The sequence below is a fragment of the Enterococcus sp. AZ109 genome, assembly GCF_051714625.1.
GTDB lineage: Bacteria > Bacillota > Bacilli > Lactobacillales > Enterococcaceae > Enterococcus_A.
The window spans coordinates 1,808,467-1,826,612 of the sequence record NZ_JBIOSF010000001.1; the positions used below are offsets into that span (position 1 = coordinate 1,808,467).

Sequence of the window (18,146 nt, forward strand, 5' to 3'; positions counted from 1 at the left end):
TAGAGTGTCTCGATAAGCTAGTTCAATTGTTTGTTTGAAAAATGAGCCCACACGGTGTGGCAGGCTTGGTCATTATTGTATGAATCTAGCTTATAGTTGAATTTTAGCGTATTTTGTTAATCCGTCTGCTCTACTTGAGAGAGCTGCTCGACAAGTTGCCAAGTCTGTCCGTTGTCAGTCGATTGATACCGAAAGGCAAACATCTTTCCATAATCAATCTCACCCATATTCAGTAAATAAAATCTCGTTTCCAGTAAATTAGTACTCACTTGAATCACCTCATTGGGCGATTGGAAAATATCTAACCCTCCGGTCTGATAACCTTCTGGGATCGTAATCACTGATTCTTTAAAGGAACTACCTGCGTTATTAGTGTAGTACACGTGCTCCCGGGTTGAAACAAAGCCTAATGTCGGGTTGACAAAGCTGACATTTTGGACGGGTTGGCTAATTGTCGTGCTGTTGCTTTGATTCCAGGTTTGACCAAAATCATTGGTGTGGTAAATCATCAAGCCTTCTGAGGAAACTTCCGGCGAAATAGTTGAATAGACGAGCACACCACTACCATTGCCAAAGAAAGTTGCTTTACGATAACGAGCCCCACGCATCGTATCGGTCACCAGTGATTGCTGCCAAGTCTGTCCGTTGTCGGTTGACGATAAAAATGCCAGCTCTTGCTCATTTTGCGAATAGATGAACCACGAAAAATCAGGAGAAATCTCGTAGGTCTTGTCCATCCAGTAGCCCAACGGAATCTCACCACTTGTCAGTAAGTAACTGCCAAAGCGCAGCCATTCAGGCTTTAATGGGATAAAAGACCAAGTATTGCCGCTATCAGTGGTCATGTACAATTCATTGCTATCAGAAACAAGCTCCAGTTGATTGGTTTGACTAATTGGATAGTCTGGTGGGCTGCCTTGCTGAGACAATAGTCCTGAGGCATCCAATCTTACTTCACTACTGGAGGAATAGGTGGTAGCATCTTCTGAATAACTGCCGTAAAAGTTTTGGTAATAACGACTCGTCTCATAGTAAGTGACCCCTGCCATCGATAAAAGAAAGAGACCCGCTAACAATAAAATGACTCTTTGATTAAACACATTTACTTTAGAAAAAGTTTGCGGCATCAGTGGCGGCTCCCCCTTTAGCAGGAACAATTGATTGGACCCAATCCCGGGAAATTGCGACTTTCTTCCTATTATAATAGTAAAATCATCTAACGTAGTGGTCAGCTCGGTACAAGCAGCCTTTGTTAAGCGTATTTTAGGTGTTTTTGTTTCACTCGCTAAGTAGTAAAAATCTTTTTCTTGATACACCTTAGAAACCTTCAGCATCTTCTTTACATTCTTTTCCAGCCAGCGATTAAAAGACTGCGCCAGCAACAAACCAGCAAGTATATTTTTTATCAACAGAACCAGCAAAATTACACTACTGACGATACCAATCGTGAGGGAAAAATAATAAATCCCTTCGAAAATATAGCTGCCAGTAATTGAGCGAAGACGCCAGCCAAATATCCGGTACACAAGGCTAGCAAAACCAATAAACAGCAGACTTGTCCCAATTAAGTAACCCACAATTGCTATTAGGTTCTTCTGACGGGTCTCTTTATCATAGGCTATCAGTTTTTCCTTGGAAGACAGTAATTCAATAATAAATAGTTCAGGATTCATCGTATCTCCTATACATAAAATGTTTTTATTAGTATGCGCCAAAACCTTAATAATGAACAGCCATCTTACATATTCTTTAGGAATAAAGTATTTTTTCGAAATTTAGAATCTATTTTGTGTTTATCTCAAGAAATAGGTATAATAATGTTGAGGGATAATTTATGAAAAAAATTGCTGCCCCTTCAGTAATGATGGAAAAGCATGCTATAAGGAGGAGAACCTATGAAAAAGTTTGTTGGTTTAATGGTAATCGCATCGTTTTTCCTGACTAGTGCTGTTTCAGTGCACGCTGCAACGTACAATTCAGTAGAAAAACCAAACGAACCAGTAATTGAAAATGCAAGTACGTGGAATCGAGATGTCGGTGATGGTGTAGATACCTTCAAGTACGAAAATGGGAAATGGGTACCCGTTGGAAGTACATCAAAAAGAAGAGCCGCTGCGAGAAAAGACTTCATCGATAAAGTAGTCACACCTAACAAAGAAGCCCGTAAGAAAGCTGAGGAATTAAAACAATCCTATATTGAGCAAGCCAAGAAAGATCCTGAAGCTTTTGCTGCGTTAACGGAAAATGAAAGTATGCAGGTTTCTTATACCGATGAGCAAGGAACCCACGAAGTAAAAATACCTAAAGTGGATATGCCCGAGGAGATTGCTGAACCAGCTGCATTCTTTACTAGCGAAGCTGTGCCAGAGATGTTGCCAATCAAAACAACACCCGTCCCAGTAGTAGCTGATCCGAATCAAAGTCCTAATCAAAAAGCTGATCCTAGCTTAACTACTACCACTTATAAAGTTCAGAATGGCAAAATATTAACTAAAGCCGAGCTTCTTGAGCAAGTAGCTTATGATGGCGATAAAACTGGTATCACTATCGAGCTTTATTCTCAAACAGTGTATTCTGCAAAAGATAGCACCACTTATCACCATGATTTAAATGCTCTGTTGGCAACTACTACAGTTGATAAGATTAATGTTTTAACTGAACACCAGGCTGTGATAGAAGGGTTATCCGCTGCACCTGACGACACTAAACAGATTGAAAAAATAAATTTATCATTGCCTGGAAAATACAACGTTACCCTATCTGTGGAGGGAGCTGTATCGAATAACGAAATAACCGTTCAAAGAGAAGATCAAACAATTGTCGATCCCGTCCCAACACCTGATCCTTTAAAACTTGAAGTAGCAGACCAAACGTTCCCTGTTGAAGTAGGTAAATACCTGAACAATGCAGACTTATTAGGTCTTGCAAAGTACACTGGCGACATTAACAACTTAAAAGTTTCGATCACTACCGATTACGTGTACGTTGTTGCAGGCGCTGAAGTGTATCACATTGACCTGCACGAATTATTAAGCAAGGCCAACCTAGCAAATATCTCGGTAATGACCGAGCAAGAAGCCATCAATCAAGGCTTGCGCTTATCGACCGAGAATAACGACAAAGGCGGAATTGATACCATTAACCGCTCACTGCCTGGAAGATATCACGTGACTTATACGGACGGTCAACTAACTGCGACGAGTATTATTACGATTGGCGAAGTGAAGAAACAGGAGCAACCTGTTCCTACCACTACTCCTAAAAAAACGACAAGTACACCTAAAACCTATGCGAAACCATCGGCAAAAACCTTGCCTAAGACAGGTAGCACGTCATCTAACTATTTGATTATCATTGGTGTAATTGTCATTGCTGCAGCTGCATTTCTTTTCTGGAAGAAGAAAAGTAAAAAAGCGTAATAGGATATTCAAAAGGACAACTGCCAGTTAGGTAGTTGTCCTTTTTTTACAAGCATTCTTCTGTCGAAGCAACTAGAAGCTGCCAATTAACTGTATCTTTAGTCATCGCCAAGTCAAAGGCTTCCTGAATGGCATCCAACGTAAAACGGCGTGCAATCAACGCAGCAGGATCAATCAGCTTTTGTTCAATCAAGGCAATCGATTCTCGCCATTCGCTCCCCGGAAAAGGTGCTGAATAGGCATCTCCTAAACCTTTAAGGGTATATTCACGCTGGAAAATATTTTTAAATGCCTGCTGGCGCAGCATCATATTAGAGGGGGCCAAACCATAATAACCGATAGATCCCCCTTTTTTCGTCACCAGCAAACAACGTTCTTCACTGATCACGGAGCCGGTTGTTTCTATGGAAATATCCACACCTGCTCCAAGGGTCCATTCAAAAATCAGATCCTCGGCTGATTCACGCAGCAAATTAACTGTGTGAGTAACACCATGCTTTTTTGCTTCCTGAATGTTATTCAGATCCGTATCCAAGCCGATAATTTGTTTTACACCCATTTGTCGCAGCCATTGAACCGTTAAAAGTCCGATGGAATGCAAACCAAATACGGCAACACAATCTTCTGGTTCTACCCGTAGTTTTTTGATTCCATGAGCTGCTCTGGCTACAGCTTCCAATAATGCCCCTTCTTCAAAAGTTAGGCGGTTAATATTCAGCACATTTGCTTCTGGGACCACTACGTATTCTGCAAAGGCACCGTCTTGATGCTGTCCAAGTGTCTGCCCTTGCTCACACCAGTGATGATTGCCTGATCGACAGTCCTGACACTTTCCACACGGCATAAAAGGGATAGCAGTCACCCGATCATTCACTTTAAAAGCCTGGACTTCACTACCTACTTCAGCAATCACACCTGAAAATCGGTGACCCATAATTGTTGATTGGTTGTGTATAGTTTCACTTGCAATTTTAAATACGTCCAAATCACTAATACTAACTGCCACTACCTTGATCAGCACTTCTTTTTTGTGCGGAATAGGTCGACTTACTTCACAGATGGAAAAATGGGTGGAACGGGTTAATAATGCGGCTTTCACCTGAAACTACCTTCTTCCTCACTTTAGTCTACTAAGTTGCATTTTTGTATGACGTCCTTCACGTATGTTGCTTAAAGAATTTGCTAAGAGAACTATGGACTAATCATAAACAGTCGATAAAAATCTTGCTCCGACAGGTCATATGCCAATAATAATTTTGCAATCATTTGACTGCCTACGCCCCGATCGCCATTAAAAATGCGATAGATCGTCGACGGAGGAACATTCATTCTAGTTGCCAGCGAGTAAACATCATCACCATTTTCACGCATCATGTACTTCAAATTTGTCTTTTTTAATACAATTTTCATTCTTCCACCTCCGTTGCCTTATGTCAATAATATAAAACTAAGATTGACATAAGGCAATACTTTTTCTAAATATTTTTAAATGTCTTTTGTAATTGTTGCCAATTGGCTATATAGTAATAATGAAGAAGGGAGCTTTCTGAATGGACTTTGGAACGAAACTAAAAGCCTTGCGCAACTCAAAAGGATTTGGTGTAAACCAGCTTGCTTTAAAATCTGGAGTAAGTGCTTCAAACATCTCACGATTTGAAAGAGGCGAACGAAAGGACCCCACACTTGAAACAGTCAAAAAATTAGCTAAAGCTCTAGGTGTATCTATCTCTTACTTTGAAGACGACACGATCCATCCGGCAGATCGAATCGCGGCACATCTAGATGAACATATTATTGAAGAACAACTAGAAGACATCATTAATTATATTGAATTTATTAAGCAAAAGAATCCACCGTCAAAAGAATAATACCTCTTCCCTCGTCACGCTTGACGAGGGCTTTTTCTGCTTCCCTCTCTATTTTGCCAAGATCCCACATCTACTAAAAACCATGCAAATAATTCATTTCATTACTATTGCTCGAAATATTATGGGTTAATTATAGTATACACATATTTCTATCTATTTAAATCGATATTTTACCCACAAAAAGATGAGTCAATTATCATTTTAAGTCAACTAAATATTAATTTTTTCTTTAAATAAGAAAAAAATCGTTTTCCTTAGTCATTTTTTCAGCTAAAATCAAATCTCCGTGATGATTTATCACGAAAATAAGTTATTTAATCATTTTTCGCTTGGGAGGTGTGGCGTGAAAAAAGGAATACCATTACTTATTATCATTCTCTTGCTACTTCAGGGTACGGCAACTTCCGCTTGGGCAGAAGAAACAGCAACAAGTACCACTTCTTCAACTATGGAGGAATCTTCCAGTCTGCATGACTCCGAGGAACCAACAAGCAGCCTAGAAACTTCGACTGAAAGTATAGAAACACCGTCTACTATTAACCCTACTGAAGCATCCACAAGTGTCCCGTCCACGGCAGAATCGAGCGAGTCCCTTAGCGAAAACGAATCAACACCTAGTACAGCCCAGCGTGCACTTGGCAGCGGCACCGAAGAAAGTCCCTATCTGGTGACAACCTACCAAGAATTAGCCGATGTGCTAACTACACCCTTAGCAAGTGGTCAGACAACGCAATACATACAGCTGCAAAACGATATTGTATACAATACTACATCTATTAATATTAGAAAAAGTACCGTAATCGATGGGAATGGGCATGCCTTCTTATATGCAGGCAGAAGCTTCGGAACCGCCCACTTTAGTACCTATGCCAACAATATCAACGTTACTTATAAAAACCTAACCTTTGGCAATGACACTTACCCTAACAGCACCTACTACGGTATTCTGTATATCCAAAATACCAATATCAACTTTACAGTAGAAAATGTGGCTTACAATATCCAAATCGGCAGCCAGCCCTTCTGGGGAAATAACGGCGCCGGAAATACGTTGACCTTCAAAGGGAAAAATACGTTCTACTCTTCGGGTTCCTATTACGGTGGAGAATTTGTCGAAGGCTATCGTCAAACGATTTTTGCAGCGGGCAGTGATACGACGGTTTACAATGATTCACCTGACGCTACTGCCGTGTTTTGGGGTGCCAGTCAAGTTGTTACGGTGGAAAATCAAGCGTCCCTTTCCATCGAATCTAGCAAACCTTATCTGTTTTATGACAATGCTACGCTGAATGTTCAGGAGCAAGGGAACTTTTCCTACAAGACGATTTATGGATCAAAGTCACCTTCTAGTAATGCCACCTTGTGTACGGGTGCTCTAACAATGAACTTTGGCAAGGATGCGATCGGGCATTTTACGACAGATGTGAACAGCTTTAGTGGAAATAGCCCCACAATTAACCTGAACTCGCCTGATTACGTAGTCTTTGATGCGACCGACGCAGCCAAACAGGTATTAAGCAACATGCGTCCAGTCTTCCGACGAACAGATGCGGACAGCTTTACTTACGGTATCGAGTATTTAACCGCAGGGGGACAAAATATTTACCAGCCGAGGATAAATCCAAACACTAGCACTACCGTTTCCTCTGGGAATATTGGCAACGGCTATTCCGTGGCTTACGCCCGCTACCCTAGTCTCACTAATAGTTCGGCTACTCCTGAAACGGGAACGGGCATTAGCAGCTTAATCGCACAAATCGAGGAAGTAACACCAGTAACTACCTCCAGTCGCAACGTACAGTACAAATTAGCAAAAAATGCTCTGTACACGGGTGCCGATATCACCACGAAAGATGCCCAAGCTAGTATTGAACAAGCTGGTGTTGAACAAGGAGTCGTTGAATCAGCGGACCTAACCTTGCCAGAAAATTCTGGGAATACCGGAGCCGCAACCCAACATGTCTTCCAGCAGTTACTTGCCGGAAATTACTATTTATATGCCCGATTAGACGATCAGCGGATACCCGGCTATCGCTTAAATAGTCCTTGGCAGGAAACTACTGCTGAGGTACCGCGCTTTATCCAAGTACAGTTTCCTGATGGGCTTCACTTTACTAGTCCGATCCCTGGGAAATTCGGCAAAGACCAAAATTTAGCCGCTTATAGTATGCAAAATACTGGAAATGTTCCGGTCGCCGTTGACCTGACAAAGGTCACTAGCGATCCAAGCAGCACCCAGAACATCTCCTTAGTCAAACAATTCACTACCCAGAAACAGGAGCTCATCTTGTCACTGATTGCCGAAACAAGCGACAGCAAGCAAGCGATCACGCTAGGTCCACTCACCGAAAATGAACCGGTAGAAGGTGACGCTGTTTTCTTGAATTCTTTTTGGGAAAGCGATGCTCAAGCACAGCTGTACTTGAGTGGAAACTATTCAGGTCCCATGATTGGTCCTCAAGCTGTCAACTATCGCTTTACCTTTGCTGTCTCATCACTTAATTAAAAGGAGGCCTTCCATGGAAGAGAAAAAGAAGAAGAAGAAAAAGTGGCTCTTGCTTTTAGCCCTTTTCCTACTGCTTGTCGGCGGTTACGGTGTGTACCATTTCTTTTTAGCATCGGAACCTCAAGCAATGTCAGTCATTAGTGGCGATTTTTTACCAGAAGGAAAAGATGCCCAGAAAATGTCTGATCAAGAGCTGGCGGATCTTGCCCAGCAGACCGCCGATGCCAGTAATTTCAATATGATGATCGCTTCAGAAGCAGCTATTAATGGCAACACGCAACAAGGAACCTTGCCCATTAAGAATCCTGAAAACAATGTTTATCCCATCAACGTTGAGATCATCGATGACCAAACAGGGGAAATTATCTATACTTCAGGTGCTATTTTACCCGGAGAAGAAATTAGCCAAATTCAGCTGGATACACCGCTGAAAAAAGGCACCCATGATACCACTGCTTTATTTAGCCTGTACGACCCCCAAACTAAGAGCAAACAAGGGGAAGTATCCGCAGGCGTCACGATTTCCGTGAATTAAATTTGGTAACACAATTATTTGTTTATATATATAGGAGGAAAAAACAGTATGAAAAAAGTACTAGCTATTTTATTAACAGCCGGCGTTGCCTTAGGTGCAGCACCTTTTGCCCTAGCAGCAGACGGAACCGAAAGCAATAGTCAACAAACCATCAACGGTGAATCTACTGCCGAGATCGAAGTTAACGGAACCCTTGGTGCAGATAATACCGATCCTGATGCCAATATCCCAGAAGAAGATAAAAACTGGATCAATGTCACTGTGCCAACAAGAACGATCTTTTACAACACAGCCGGCGAAAAAGACATCAAAGCACCAACGTATGCCATCGTCAACAACTCCGGTCGTCCGGTCAAAGTGACAGCAACTGGCTTCACAGCAGGCAGCCAAAACCCAACCTTGCCAGAAGACTTTAACTTGAACTTAGCAGTATCAGGTACTTCGGAAAATGCTGCAACGACGGCTTCTACTAGCTTGATTGCTAACGGCGACTTGGCAGGCTCTGTTAATTCACCATTGATCACTTTAGCCAACAACCAAAATCAACAACTAGCCAGCGACCCAGCTGCAACACCTGTGAATAACAAAGCAACCTTCACGTACACTGGTAGCGCAACTGCTGCGTCTCAATTACAAGTAGACTACACATTGGATCTTAAATTCGATGCAGTAAAATGGAGCTAATCCTTTAACGAAGGGTGAGATTGCACTATGGAGAATGATATTCAGATCCACGGTCAGTTAGGAATCCCCCCAGAAGACATAGGAGAACAAGCTGCCCCAACGGAAGTAATCGAGCAACTTGTTCCCCACTATACCGTGCAGCAGCACTATTTCCCTAAAACTGGTGAACTTACGCAGGGTTATATTTTTTCTTTACTAGGTATTCTGCTAGTGCTGCTAGCCATCTGGTTAAGACACCAAGCATCAAAGAGCAAAATCAATGACTGATTTTGCTCTTTTTTTATTTCCTCGGAAGAATCATCACCTTGTTAAAGCTTTTCTTACGTTGCACGGTTAAATCAAAGGCCGCCTGAATTTGATCCAGCGCAAAGCGATGAGAGATCAAACTTTTTACTTCCATTCGCCCTAAAGTGAGAAAATCGATGGCATGCTGCCACTCCTTACCGGGAAACGGCGCCGAATAAGAATTCCAAAAACCTTTAATCGAATACTCTCGGCGGAAAATATTTTCAAAGGCTTTTTGCCGCATCATCACATCAGAATAAGCAATCCCTTGATAACCGATTTTGCCCCCTTTTTTCGTCACTAATAGACACTGTTCCTCGGTAATCACGGAACCCGCACATTCCAGTGCAATATCGACGCCTAACCCATTGGTTAATTCGAAAATCCGCTCCTCCAACGGTTCCCGCATCACATTGATGGTATCGGTCACCCCATATTCCAGTGAATCATACAGCTTGTTCTGGTCCAGATCGATCCCAATTATTTTCTTCGCCCCGGCCAAGCGTAGCCACTGTACACTCAAAATCCCAATCGTTCCTAAACCAAACACCGCTACCGTGTCGCCCAGTTGAACATCTAAGCCCATCACACCATGCGCCGCTACCGCCAGCGGTTCGATCATCGCTGCTTCTTCAAAAGAAAGCTTTTGCCCAATCTTCAACACATTTTCCTTCGGCACCGTCACATACTCCGCAAAACCGCCGTAACGCTGAGAACCGATCATGGTGTAGTGCTCACACAACTGATACTTTCCAGCCTTGCAATACGAACAGGAGCGACAAGGGATCAGCGGTGCCACCGCTACACGATCCCCTGCCTGAACTTTTCCAACCGCCATACCGACTTCCTCTACTACTCCAGCAAACTCATGCCCCATAATCATGGGTAGCGGATAGTTCCATTTACTTTGCATCTTATGAATATCCGATCCACAAATCCCTGCTGCTTTGACCTGAATCAATACCTCGTTGGGACCCGGTACCGGCTTCTCAATTTCCCGTACCTCAAATTCATTTAACCCGATCAATAATCCTGCCCTCATGTCACTGCTCCTTTTATAAGACGCCCGAAACTAGCTGCGCAAATTTTAAAATAATCCAGTTCAACACATTACCGCCCATATCCAACGAAGACAGCTGAGAAGCCCCTTCAGGAAACTCGTAAACCCCTCGCATCATTTCCGTATGCACCGGCGCAAAGTTCGTTGCCATCCATAACGCAAAAGCGATTACGATCGTCCCGGCAATGACCGATTGAATAATGTTCCCCTTCCGATTAGCCACAATCAAGGAAACATAAAAAGGAATCGTCGCTAAATCCCCAAACGGCAACACCTGATTCCCCGGCAAAATCACCGCAATAAACAATGTAATCGGCACTAGCAGCAGACCCGTTGCCAAATTCGCCGGATGTCCCGTCGTTACTGCCGCATCCATTCCTAGATAAATCTCCCGATCCCCATAACGCTGCTGCAAAAAATCCCGTGCCGCTTCTGAGATCGGAATCAACCCTTCCATCAGAATCTTCACCATACGCGGCATAAGAAACATCACCGCACCCATGTTGATTCCCATCTTCATAATGTCCCCCACACCATAACCACCTAGCGTAGCAATCACGGCACCAATAATAATCCCCATCATCATCGGTTCACCAAATATGCCAAAGCGCTTTTGAATCGACTCCGGATCAGCATGCAGCTTATTAATCCCCGGAATCTTCCCAATCAAGATCCCCACCGGAATCCCAATCAAGCCAAAAGCCGCCGTCGACCCCGTCGGCAAACTAATCCCATCTAACCCATAAAATTCTGCCACCAGCGGCGCAGTCTTATCGGCAATCAATAGACAAGCAATCTCGTACAAAATCGCACAAAGAATCGCAAAGAACCAATTTCCATCGGTGACAATGTAGCCTGTCGCCCCCGCTGCGATAAAATGCCAATAATTCCACAAATCAATATCCAGCGTCTTGGTCACCTTCGTAAACAGCAACAATAAATTCACCAGCACGCAAATCGGAATCAAAATCGCTGAGACCGGCGCCGCCCATGCCGCCGAAGCCGCAGACGGCCATCCTGTATCAATCACGGTTAAATGAAAGCCAAACCGCTCCACCATCGCTTGCGCTGCCGGACCCAAGTTATCCGATAAGACCCCAATGACTAAGTTAATCCCGACAAAACCAATCCCAATCGTCAAACCAGACTTCAATGCCTTGCCAAAGGGCACCTTAAAAATAAGTGCAATGATCAAAATCATAATCGGCAGCATCACCGTCGGACCCAAATTCAAAATGTACTGCACCACATCATTAACCGCTTTCAAAAAAACTCCTCCTTTTTTCCCTTTATTATTGGTAGAAATAACCTTTTATTTTCTCTATAGATTGTCCTCCGTTTCCTGATTTATATTCCAATCACCCTGGGGTTTTGAGTAGAATTAGGGTGGAAAGAATTTCGTGAGAAGTGTCGTTTTGCGTCATTTCTTTTCAAAAAAAAGCGTCCAATCAAATTCAAGAATCGACGCGATTCGCATAGCATTTCGAACGGAAGGTCTACGTCTCCCTTGTTCGATCGAGGAATAGGTCGTTCGGGGGATATTGGCTCGTTTGGCGACTTGTTCCTGCGTCAGCTTTTTTTCCAACCGAATTTTTCGTAACCAGTTAGTCATAGAACCACCTTTTCGAAATGTGTCATTTTGCGTACTTTTATACTACTCCTCAAAATGACGCTCGTCAATATGAAATTACTCTTTTTGACTCATTATCTGATTTCGTTTCTAGCTACGCTTATTGCGTAGTATTATGGATATATATATTACTACTTAGGAGGTGTTACTATGTTCGGTATGAGATTAACGCAGTTGAGAAAACAACGAGGGTTGACTCAAAACGATGTCGCAAAAATACTAGGAATTGCCCGAACAACTTATTCTTCTTACGAACAAGGCCGCAGATCTCCTGATGTAGACATCCAAAATAAAATCGCTGATTACTTCAATGTCAGCTTGGATTACCTTCACGGACGTGAGAAAACGGACGACTACCTACTCACAGAAAAGCAGCTTCGTGTTGCTTCACATATTGATGATGTGTTGGTTGAGGAACAGTTGGAAGAGATTATTCATTATATAGAATTTATGAAGCAGAAGAAGCAAAAATGATTGCTTGAATAGCAGCCATCAGATTTCGGTTTTCCATGCAGCGTAACGGATTTGCAAAACAGAGTGGCTGTGACATAAGTAGCCTCGACATATGTAAAAAAAAATAGGCACTTCTTGAAAATCTGTAAGATTTTCCGAGAAGTGCCTATTCTTTTTAGCAGCGAAGGAGTTCTGCTCGGCCCTTCACCGCCAGTTTCATCATATTAAGCGCCAAAACGAGGAGTCCCGTTTCCTTTTTCACTTTTTCCATGCCTCGGACATGGTATCGAGTGAAGCCCAAACAAGCCTTCATCCGACCAAAAACAGGTTCTACATCGATTTTTCTTCGTGCGTAGATGTTTCCTGTTTCAGGGGTTGAAAGCAATGCGACTTGTTTTGCTTTAAAATATTCCCAAGAAGGATTGACACTGATTTTTCTTGTGTAACCTTTTGGCGTCAACGCTGCGGGAATAACCTTCTTGTCTTCATCATATTTCTCCGCTTGGTATTCTTTGAAATCCCGGGTAAAGCCGTCATCGTCTGTCCGTTGACGGTAGGCGTGGAAGTTAAAGCGCACACCTTTGGAATCAATGTAATAATCGTCTTCTTCATGATAGGCCCAGTTCATGACTTTACGCTCATCACTTTTCCATTTCTTGCTTTGTTCTTTAAGCATTGTCGCATAAGGAATTAACGCCGTGTGTCGGGGATAGTCATCTTCCAGATGACGGTAGTTTTTTTCGGAGCCGTATCCGGCATCTGCGACGATCACTGCCCCTTCGGGTACGTTCATTTTTTCTAAAAAAGGACGTAATGTTTTCATGTCTGTTGGGTTTTGATAGACATCATAATCTAACACAAACTGATTGCACGTGGCAATTTGAAGGTTGTACGCTGGCTTCAATTGTCCGTTTTGCATTGGATCTTCTTTGACACGCATGAAAGTGGCATCCACATCCGTTTTTGAATAGCTGTTGCGGGTGCCACAACGAGCAAGACGCAGGTGATAGTCGGCCATTTTTTCGCGGCGCTCTGCTAGCTTGCGCTTTTGTGACCTCAGAGTACGGCGTTGTTGCTTCGCTGGGTTAGGGGAGACCTTTTTCGTTCGGCTCACTTCCTGTTCTAATTCTTCTAAACGAAGTTCCAACCGGGTCAAGACTTCATCTAACAGATCGAATGTCAGGTCTGATCCTTCAGGAATATGCTTCACTTGATAGGCTTCTTTTAGCTCACCCATTAAGGAAACAATGTTTTCACGATTCATTTGATCATAGCGAAGGGTATTCTTTTTCCAAACAAAACTGTACTTGTTGGCATCTGCCAGAATCTTTGTGCCATCAATAAATAAGGCATCGTCAATCAATTGACGCTCCCGTAAATAGTTCGTTAAGGCGTCCAAGCTTTGATTAACCAGCTCCTCCACATCGTTTGAAATACGAAAGCGGGCAATGGTGCGATAAGAAGGCACACGTTCTTGGGTCAACCAACGAGCAGGCAGACTTTCTTCAGCGAGTTGTTCAATTTTTCGACTAGTAAAGACACTTCGGGTGTAGGCAAATAAGACGAGTTTTAGCATTAACGCTAAATCGTATTCCCGAGGTCTGCCAAAAAGGTAGGGCTCATTGAGTTGAAGCGCCTCTACCAGTTCATGGATAAACCAAGCGGTATTGTCTTTTTTAGGAACATAAGAAGTAGAGATATCCAAAGTCAGTTGATTCATGTTATAATTAGTCATTGTTGTTTTAGTCCTTTCGGGGATTAGAATGTTGGAGTATAGGCAGCCACCTATACTCTATTATTTTACCCAAAAACGCCCATGAAAAGAACGGTTTTCTCGTTCTTTTCATGGGCGTTTTGTGAAGACTTATGTCACAGCCACTTTTTTCATACCTTTAGAAATTGGGCGAGCGATGTGCACCGACTACTCTGTTTCCATCTGCTTTTGCAGCATCCGTTCGCTGATCTTCATGAATGGCAGGTAGAACAAGACTCCGATAACGATCACCAGCAGTTGCCAAAGAGGAGCTCGCCAGTCACCGGCTGTTGCTAGATAAGAATTCAACAGCGGCGGCGTTGTCCAAGGAACCATCACCACTACCCGATTCAACCAACCTAACGAAGTCGCCATGTACTGTATCGTTAATCCAATTGCCGGCTGTAACACAAACGGAATAATCAACGGAATGTTAAATACAATCGGATAACCAAAAATGACCGGCTCATTAATATTGAAAATACCGGGAGCTAAGGACAATGCCGCTACGTCGCGACTCGCCTTCATTTTCGAGAACAAGAAGGTCGCAATCAGCAAACATATCGTTGCCCCACTACCACCCATCATGCCGAAGTGTTCGGTGTTTACCATGATATTCGGAATTTCTTCATGGGCTGCATAAGCCGCCATATTTTCATTTAGATTCAGCAGCAACAACGGATCAAGCAACGTACCATTGATGACCGTCTGATGAATCCCTAACGTAAACAAGAAATTCCCACAACTATAAATCAAGATAATCCCCGGCAAACTCGTATTCACCCGCCGTAACGGTTCTTGAATCAAATTAGTCACTAAGGTAATCAAGTCCGTATTTCCAAAAACATACAGCAGTGTCGCCACCAACGCAAAGACACTTAATGTCAACGCCCCCGGCAACAGGGCACTAAAGGAATCCGCAACCGCCGGCGGAATATTTTCCCCCAGATTAATCGACAGTCGCTTAACGGATGACAGCTTAATGAAGAGCTCCGCTGACAAGAGTCCCACAATAATTCCCGCAAACATCCCCGTTGTCCCGATATTGCCAAAGGAAATGACGCCTGAGAACTGCTCAGCCTTTTCCGTGCCCGACAGCACCAGCTCCACCGTTTCCGGATTGGTCATAATCAAGCTGGATAATGCCATAATGCTAGCGGCCATTGGATTAAGAAAGCCCTTGTTCTTCGCTAGTAGGTAACCAATCGCCGGTGCTAGCACCAGTCCGGCTACACTCAACGTCCCACGATTCACCGCATTTCCCCAGTATTGCAGATTACTTAGCATCTCCCCTTGTGCAATCTTAGGAAACAACACATTGTTAAACAAAACCGCCAATCCAGCTAAAATAAACAATGGCATAATTAACGCAAAGGCATCCCGCAACGAACGTAAATGCACCTCGTTGCCAATAAGCGCCGAAACCTCCGCAAACTTATCTAGGAATTTCGTTCCACGCCCTGACTTTTTCATCCGCTACACACCCCTCTCAAGAATATTGTTCCCATTCGCAGCGATTACTTCCTTAAACCACTGGTAGCTCTTCTTCGGTACCCGCTTCATGTCCCGCAAGTCATGATTCGTTCGATTCACGTACACCAACCCATACCGCTTGCGCATGTCCCCCTGCGAACTCAAAATATCAATCAGTCCCCAGCCTAGATAGCCCATTACTTCTACACCATCTACATACATCGCATCAAACATCGCCTGCAAGTGCTGCTTGTGGTACTCAATCCGATAATCATCTTCGATCATGTGGACACCATCCCATTCTTCTTGCACCCCGATACCGTTTTCAATTGGAAAGACCGGTAAGCGGTAACGCTGATACATTTTATTTAAGACATCGCGAAAGCCCAGCGGATCAATCTGCCAGTTCCATTCCGTTGTCGAAATATGCGGATTGTCCCTTTTTCCATAGTTCATATAATTGTTAGGTACAGCATCTGCAGGAATCGTATCAGCACTAATGGTCGAGGAGGCATAATAGCTGAAGCTTAGAAAATCATTCTTCTGTGCCTTGATCGTTTCCAGTTCACCCGGAAGAATCTTCATATCAATCCCTGTTGTTTCCACGCAGTGCATCATTTCACATGAATACTCACCCTTAGTGTAGGCATCCAACAACGTATAATTAACGAACTCATCCCACTTTCTTGCTGCTAAGATGTCCGCTGGCTTACAGGTCGCAGGGTATACCTCACTATAGGCAAGCATCCCGCCAATTTTAGCATCCGTGGTTTCATGCAAATAATTAGCCAATGCCGCATGAGCCACCATTACATTATGCAAAATCTGATAAAGCTCATTCGTAGTCCGCTCACCTTTCAGATAGCCGCTGATCTTAAACGCTTCCGGCACATGATACAAATTCTGTTCATTAAAGACGATCCAATACTTCACCCGATCCGCAAACCGATCAATCATTTCCTTCCCATAACGAATAAATGCATCCTTTACCTTTTTATGAACCAGCCCATTGTACCTTTCAGCCAAATGCAGCGGCATATCAAAATGGTACAAACAAATCATCGGTTCAATCCCCCGCTCAAGCAGCGCATCGATAAACCGCTGATAATAAGCAATCCCTGCTTCATTGATTTCCCCATCGCCATCTTTGATGACCCGCGACCAAGAAATCTGGAACCGGTACATGTTCATCCCTAAATCCTGAATGTAATCCAAATCCTCTTCGAACTGATGATAGTTGTCATTGGCAAATCGCCAATCACTGGCAAACTCTGAAGCCTCCCTGATGTCATAGACAGACGGGCTCTTGCCATCTTCATTCCAGCCACCCTCTGTTTGCATACTGGATACAGAATTTCCCCAAAAGAACTTTGTCATCGTCTTCCTCCTAATGAATTGTTTTAGTGTGTTGCGTTGGTGTTCGTTTCGTGATTGCTTAATGGTGACGCTAAACTCTTAATTTCTCTATAAATTGTCCTCCGTTTCCTGATTTATATTCCAATCACCCTAGGATTTTGGGTAGAATTAGGGTGGAAAGAATCCTTATTTACGTGTCATATCGCGTCTTTTCTTTTCAAAAAAAAGAGTCCAATCAAACTCCAATATCGACGCGATTCGCATAGCATTTCGAACGGAAGGTCTACGTCTCCCTTGTTCGATCGAAGAATACGTCGTTCTAGGGATATTGGCTCGTTTGGCGACTTGTTCCTGCGTCAGCTTTTTTTCCAACCGAATTTTTAGTAACCAGTTAGTCATAGAACCACCTTTTCGAAATGTGTCATTTTGCGTACTTTTATACTACTACTCAAAATGACGCTCGTCAATATGAAATTACTCTTTTTGACTCATTATCTAATTTCGTTTCTAGCTACGCTTATTGCGTAGTATTATGAATATATAAATTACTACTTGGGAGGTGTTACTATGTTCGGTATGAGATTAACGCAGTTGAGAAAACAACGAGGTTTGACTCAAAACGACGTCGCAAAAATACTAGGAATTGCCCGTACGACTTATTCTTCTTACGAACAAGGCCGCAGATCCCCTGATGTAGAAATCCAAAACAAAATTGCTGATTATTTCAATGTCAGCTTGGATTACCTTCACGGACGTGAGAAAACGGAAGACTACACACTCACAGAAAAGCAACTCCGTGTTGCCTCACACATTGATGATGTGTTGGTTGAAGAACAGTTGGAAGAGATTATACATTATATAGAATTTATGAAGCAGAAGAAGCCTAAGTAAAAAGTGAATTGTTTGAGTTGGTATATCTTTTTTAGAGTTATGTACTGAACTATTGGGTGAGAAAATCGAGAACCAATTGGAGGAAACACCCAATTCTAAAGCACAGAGAGTAGCTGCTCATATCGATGATGATATTTTGGAGGAACAAGTGGAAGATATCATCAATTATATTGAGTTTATTAAGCAGAAAAATCAAACGTTGAAGAACGAAAAAAATTGATTTGAGCGATTAA

The 18,146-nt window shown here is 42.9% G+C and carries 18 protein-coding genes and 1 pseudogene; 9 read left to right on the forward strand and 10 right to left on the reverse strand.

What is annotated here, in order from left to right:
- Positions 1 to 116 precede the first annotated feature (116 nt).
- Positions 117 to 1,673 (reverse strand): WD40/YVTN/BNR-like repeat-containing protein, encoded by a 1,557-nt coding sequence (locus IGI42_RS08590; RefSeq protein WP_438715428.1) that lies wholly within the window; start codon positions 1,671 to 1,673, stop codon positions 117 to 119.
- Between the two features lie 222 nt (positions 1,674 to 1,895).
- On the opposite strand from IGI42_RS08590, the gene IGI42_RS08595 reads away from it, so the two are divergent.
- Positions 1,896 to 3,419, forward strand: coding sequence for an LPXTG cell wall anchor domain-containing protein (locus tag IGI42_RS08595; RefSeq protein ID WP_438715429.1), 1,524 nt, complete (start codon positions 1,896 to 1,898; stop codon positions 3,417 to 3,419).
- A gap of 46 nt (positions 3,420 to 3,465) precedes the next feature.
- Here the strand turns inward: IGI42_RS08595 and IGI42_RS08600 are convergent, their stop codons facing one another.
- Both IGI42_RS08600 and IGI42_RS08605 read right to left on the reverse strand, forming a co-directional pair.
- Positions 3,466 to 4,518, reverse strand: coding sequence for an alcohol dehydrogenase catalytic domain-containing protein (locus IGI42_RS08600; protein WP_438715430.1), 1,053 nt, complete (start codon positions 4,516 to 4,518; stop codon positions 3,466 to 3,468).
- 92 nt (positions 4,519 to 4,610) lie between these two features.
- Positions 4,611 to 4,829 carry a helix-turn-helix domain-containing protein gene (locus IGI42_RS08605; RefSeq protein WP_438715431.1) on the reverse strand — a complete coding sequence of 73 codons (219 nt, stop codon included), beginning with the start codon at positions 4,827 to 4,829 and terminating at the stop codon, positions 4,611 to 4,613.
- 140 nt (positions 4,830 to 4,969) lie between these two features.
- Between IGI42_RS08605 and IGI42_RS08610 the strand changes: the two genes are divergently transcribed.
- The 5 genes from IGI42_RS08610 to IGI42_RS08630 all read left to right on the forward strand — a co-directional run bounded on the left by IGI42_RS08610 (position 4,970) and on the right by IGI42_RS08630 (position 9,279).
- Positions 4,970 to 5,287 (forward strand): helix-turn-helix domain-containing protein, encoded by a 318-nt coding sequence (locus IGI42_RS08610; protein ID WP_438715432.1) that lies wholly within the window; start codon positions 4,970 to 4,972, stop codon positions 5,285 to 5,287.
- Between the two features lie 343 nt (positions 5,288 to 5,630).
- The gene (locus IGI42_RS08615; RefSeq protein WP_438715433.1) at positions 5,631 to 7,793 is read left to right on the forward strand and encodes a hypothetical protein; all 2,163 of its coding nucleotides are present in this window, start codon (positions 5,631 to 5,633) and stop codon (positions 7,791 to 7,793) included.
- 13 nt (positions 7,794 to 7,806) lie between these two features.
- On the forward strand, positions 7,807 to 8,328 hold the full coding sequence (locus tag IGI42_RS08620; protein WP_438715434.1) for a hypothetical protein: 522 nt from the start codon (positions 7,807 to 7,809) through the stop codon (positions 8,326 to 8,328).
- A 48-nt stretch (positions 8,329 to 8,376) separates the two neighbouring features.
- Positions 8,377 to 9,012 (forward strand): hypothetical protein, encoded by a 636-nt coding sequence (locus tag IGI42_RS08625; protein ID WP_438715435.1) that lies wholly within the window; start codon positions 8,377 to 8,379, stop codon positions 9,010 to 9,012.
- Between the two features lie 27 nt (positions 9,013 to 9,039).
- Positions 9,040 to 9,279: a hypothetical protein gene (locus IGI42_RS08630; RefSeq protein ID WP_438715436.1), complete on the forward strand. Its 240-nt coding sequence runs from the start codon at positions 9,040 to 9,042 to the stop codon at positions 9,277 to 9,279.
- A gap of 13 nt (positions 9,280 to 9,292) precedes the next feature.
- On the opposite strand, the gene IGI42_RS08635 is transcribed toward IGI42_RS08630, so the two are convergent.
- The 3 genes from IGI42_RS08635 to IGI42_RS08645 all read right to left on the reverse strand — a co-directional run bounded on the left by IGI42_RS08635 (position 9,293) and on the right by IGI42_RS08645 (position 11,969).
- Entirely contained in the window at positions 9,293 to 10,339 is a 1,047-nt protein-coding gene (locus IGI42_RS08635) for a galactitol-1-phosphate 5-dehydrogenase (RefSeq protein WP_438715437.1), read from the reverse strand.
- A 13-nt stretch (positions 10,340 to 10,352) separates the two neighbouring features.
- Positions 10,353 to 11,624, reverse strand: coding sequence for a PTS galactitol transporter subunit IIC (locus tag IGI42_RS08640; RefSeq protein ID WP_438715438.1), 1,272 nt, complete (start codon positions 11,622 to 11,624; stop codon positions 10,353 to 10,355).
- 153 nt (positions 11,625 to 11,777) lie between these two features.
- Positions 11,778 to 11,969 carry a helix-turn-helix transcriptional regulator gene (locus IGI42_RS08645; protein WP_438715439.1) on the reverse strand — a complete coding sequence of 64 codons (192 nt, stop codon included), beginning with the start codon at positions 11,967 to 11,969 and terminating at the stop codon, positions 11,778 to 11,780.
- A 168-nt stretch (positions 11,970 to 12,137) separates the two neighbouring features.
- On the opposite strand from IGI42_RS08645, the gene IGI42_RS08650 reads away from it, so the two are divergent.
- Positions 12,138 to 12,461, forward strand: coding sequence for a helix-turn-helix domain-containing protein (locus IGI42_RS08650; protein WP_438715440.1), 324 nt, complete (start codon positions 12,138 to 12,140; stop codon positions 12,459 to 12,461).
- Here IGI42_RS08650 and IGI42_RS08655 read toward each other — a convergent pair.
- The 4 genes and pseudogenes from IGI42_RS08655 to IGI42_RS08670 all read right to left on the reverse strand — a co-directional run bounded on the left by IGI42_RS08655 (position 12,425) and on the right by IGI42_RS08670 (position 17,421).
- Positions 12,425 to 14,175: pseudogene (locus tag IGI42_RS08655) on the reverse strand (IS1182 family transposase). The gene IGI42_RS08650 and the pseudogene IGI42_RS08655 overlap by 37 nt on opposite strands.
- Before the next feature lie 186 nt (positions 14,176 to 14,361).
- A complete protein-coding gene (locus tag IGI42_RS08660) occupies positions 14,362 to 15,666 on the reverse strand; it encodes a PTS sugar transporter subunit IIC (protein ID WP_438715442.1) in 1,305 nt (434 codons plus the stop codon).
- Positions 15,667 to 15,669: 3 nt separating this feature from the next.
- Complete coding sequence (locus IGI42_RS08665) at positions 15,670 to 17,043, reverse strand: glycoside hydrolase family 1 protein (protein ID WP_438715443.1); 1,374 nt, start codon at positions 17,041 to 17,043, stop codon at positions 15,670 to 15,672.
- A 165-nt stretch (positions 17,044 to 17,208) separates the two neighbouring features.
- Complete coding sequence (locus IGI42_RS08670) at positions 17,209 to 17,421, reverse strand: helix-turn-helix transcriptional regulator (RefSeq protein WP_438715444.1); 213 nt, start codon at positions 17,419 to 17,421, stop codon at positions 17,209 to 17,211.
- 168 nt (positions 17,422 to 17,589) lie between these two features.
- On the opposite strand from IGI42_RS08670, the gene IGI42_RS08675 reads away from it, so the two are divergent.
- Together IGI42_RS08675 and IGI42_RS08680 are read left to right on the forward strand one after the other, a co-directional pair.
- A complete protein-coding gene (locus tag IGI42_RS08675) occupies positions 17,590 to 17,913 on the forward strand; it encodes a helix-turn-helix domain-containing protein (RefSeq protein WP_438715445.1) in 324 nt (107 codons plus the stop codon).
- 52 nt (positions 17,914 to 17,965) lie between these two features.
- Entirely contained in the window at positions 17,966 to 18,133 is a 168-nt protein-coding gene (locus IGI42_RS08680; protein ID WP_438715446.1) for a hypothetical protein, read from the forward strand.
- Positions 18,134 to 18,146 lie beyond the last annotated feature (13 nt).